Source organism: Wolbachia endosymbiont of Atemnus politus (assembly GCF_013309895.1).
Genome location: NZ_JAAXCS010000170.1, coordinates 1 through 1888 on the forward strand (window position 1 = coordinate 1; position 1888 = coordinate 1888).

Sequence of the window (1888 nt, forward strand, 5' to 3'; positions counted from 1 at the left end):
CCCGCTCAACTGGGTCACGCGCTGGCCTTTGCGGTCTCTTGAATTGCCTTAGCTACAATTATTTAAGAAATTTACTAAACGGAGAAAAAAGGCAAAATAATCCCCGTGGGTGGCTAGTTATTTACATTTAACTTTCAAACATGGCGTTCTCTTATTCTAAACGTCTTATAACCTCGACTCAGTTGCTTTTGAAGTCTCAATTATAAACGTTAAGAAATTTACTAAGCAGAAAAAAATACAAAAGAAACCTAGGGCAGCTAGTTATTCACTATCATTTTATCAGTTGGCGTTTTTTAATGTTTTGAAGCGCCCAAATAGGCGCAATTTACAGCACTAGTCGGTAATGTAGACAACAATGAAAAAGACATGAGGTACACATAATGCAAAAAAATTAAACATGAGACGCCAGATACATAAGTTTTTTTGTCGTTTAATCTGTACAGAGAAGATAAATAATCAGCTTCGCTTTTATTGTAAGGAGATTGAAGCGGGTTGTAAAGGGGTTTTGCCAACAAAAGTTTGTTTTGCCAGAAGTCTCTTGCATTTATAGCACACTACATTAATATTTACATATTAATGCTGAAGATATTGATGAATAATATTGTAATTGTTGGTCTACAATGGGGCGATGAAAGAAAAGGTAAAATAGTAGATTATCTTTCTGGAAACGCAGAAGTAGTCGTGAGATTTCAGGGGAGGAATAATGCGGGTCATACTATAGTAATAGATGATGAGGTTTATAAGTTAAATTTGCTGCCTTCTGCTGTTTTAGAAGCGGGCAAAATATCTATCATAGGGAACGGTGTTGCTCTTGATTGACATGCTCTAATCTCAGAAATAGAGTCATTAAAAAAACTAGAGGAGTGGATATTAACCCGAGCAATTTGATGATATCTGAAAGCTGCCCATTAATACTTAGTGTACATAAGGACAAGGAAAAGTAATTTGAATATTTGAACGGGAGTCACAAAATTGGCACGAGAAACAAAGGAATAGGGCCATGTTATGAGGATAAAGTTGGAAGAAGAGTCATACGCCTTTGTGACTTGGAGAACGCAAATGAAATCAATAAAAGAGTGGATACTCTTCTAAGTTATCACAATGCTATCAGGCAGGGTCTGAGCTGCCAGGTAGTAAACAATGAAGAAATGTTAAAGGAAATTGAGGAGATCGCAAAAAAAATCCTTCCGTATAAGAAGACAGTATGGAGGATATTGAATGACTTTGCAAGAGAGGGCAAAAAAATGATATTTGAAGGTGCTCAAGGTACATTTCTAGATATTGACCATGGGACATACCCTTTCGTTACTTCAAGCAATACCGTAGCATCACAAGCAACAACAGGCTCAGGATTGTTTTCCAACGCTTATGTTATCGGTGTAGCAAAAGCTTATACAACAAGAGTGGGCAACAGTCCATTTCCTACTGAGCAAAAAAATGAAGTGGGGGATAGCTTATTTGCTATAGGCAAGGAGCTTGGAACAGTGAGCAATAGAAAAAGGCGCTGTGGTTGGTTTGATGCAGTTTTAGTACTTCAGGCAGTGCAACTCTCTGGGGTTTTAAGTATTGTATTAACTAAACTAGATATTCTCTATTCTTTTGACACGATTAAAATATGTACTGGTTATAAGTGCAGTGGAAGAATATACGATTATCTGCCTGCATCACATTCAATACAAGAAGAATTGGAGCCTATATATGAGGAATTTCCTGGCTGGAAAGAAGACACTCAAGGCAAAAAGTCGGTTGACGAGTTGCCTGCGAATTTGATGAAATATGTGAGAAAAATAGAAGAATTAATAGGTGTACCAATTTATCAAATTTCAACCAGTCCAAAGAGGGAAGACGTTATTGAGCTTTAAGAATTTAAGTTTTCTGAGAGTGCCCT

The 1888-nt window shown here is 37.0% G+C and carries 1 pseudogene; it reads left to right on the plus strand.

Annotation, left to right across the window (positions count from 1 at the left end):
- The first annotated feature begins 591 nt into the window (after window positions 1-591).
- A pseudogene (locus HET73_RS07205) lies at window positions 592-1862 on the plus strand (adenylosuccinate synthase).
- Window positions 1863-1888: the final 26 nt, after the last annotated feature.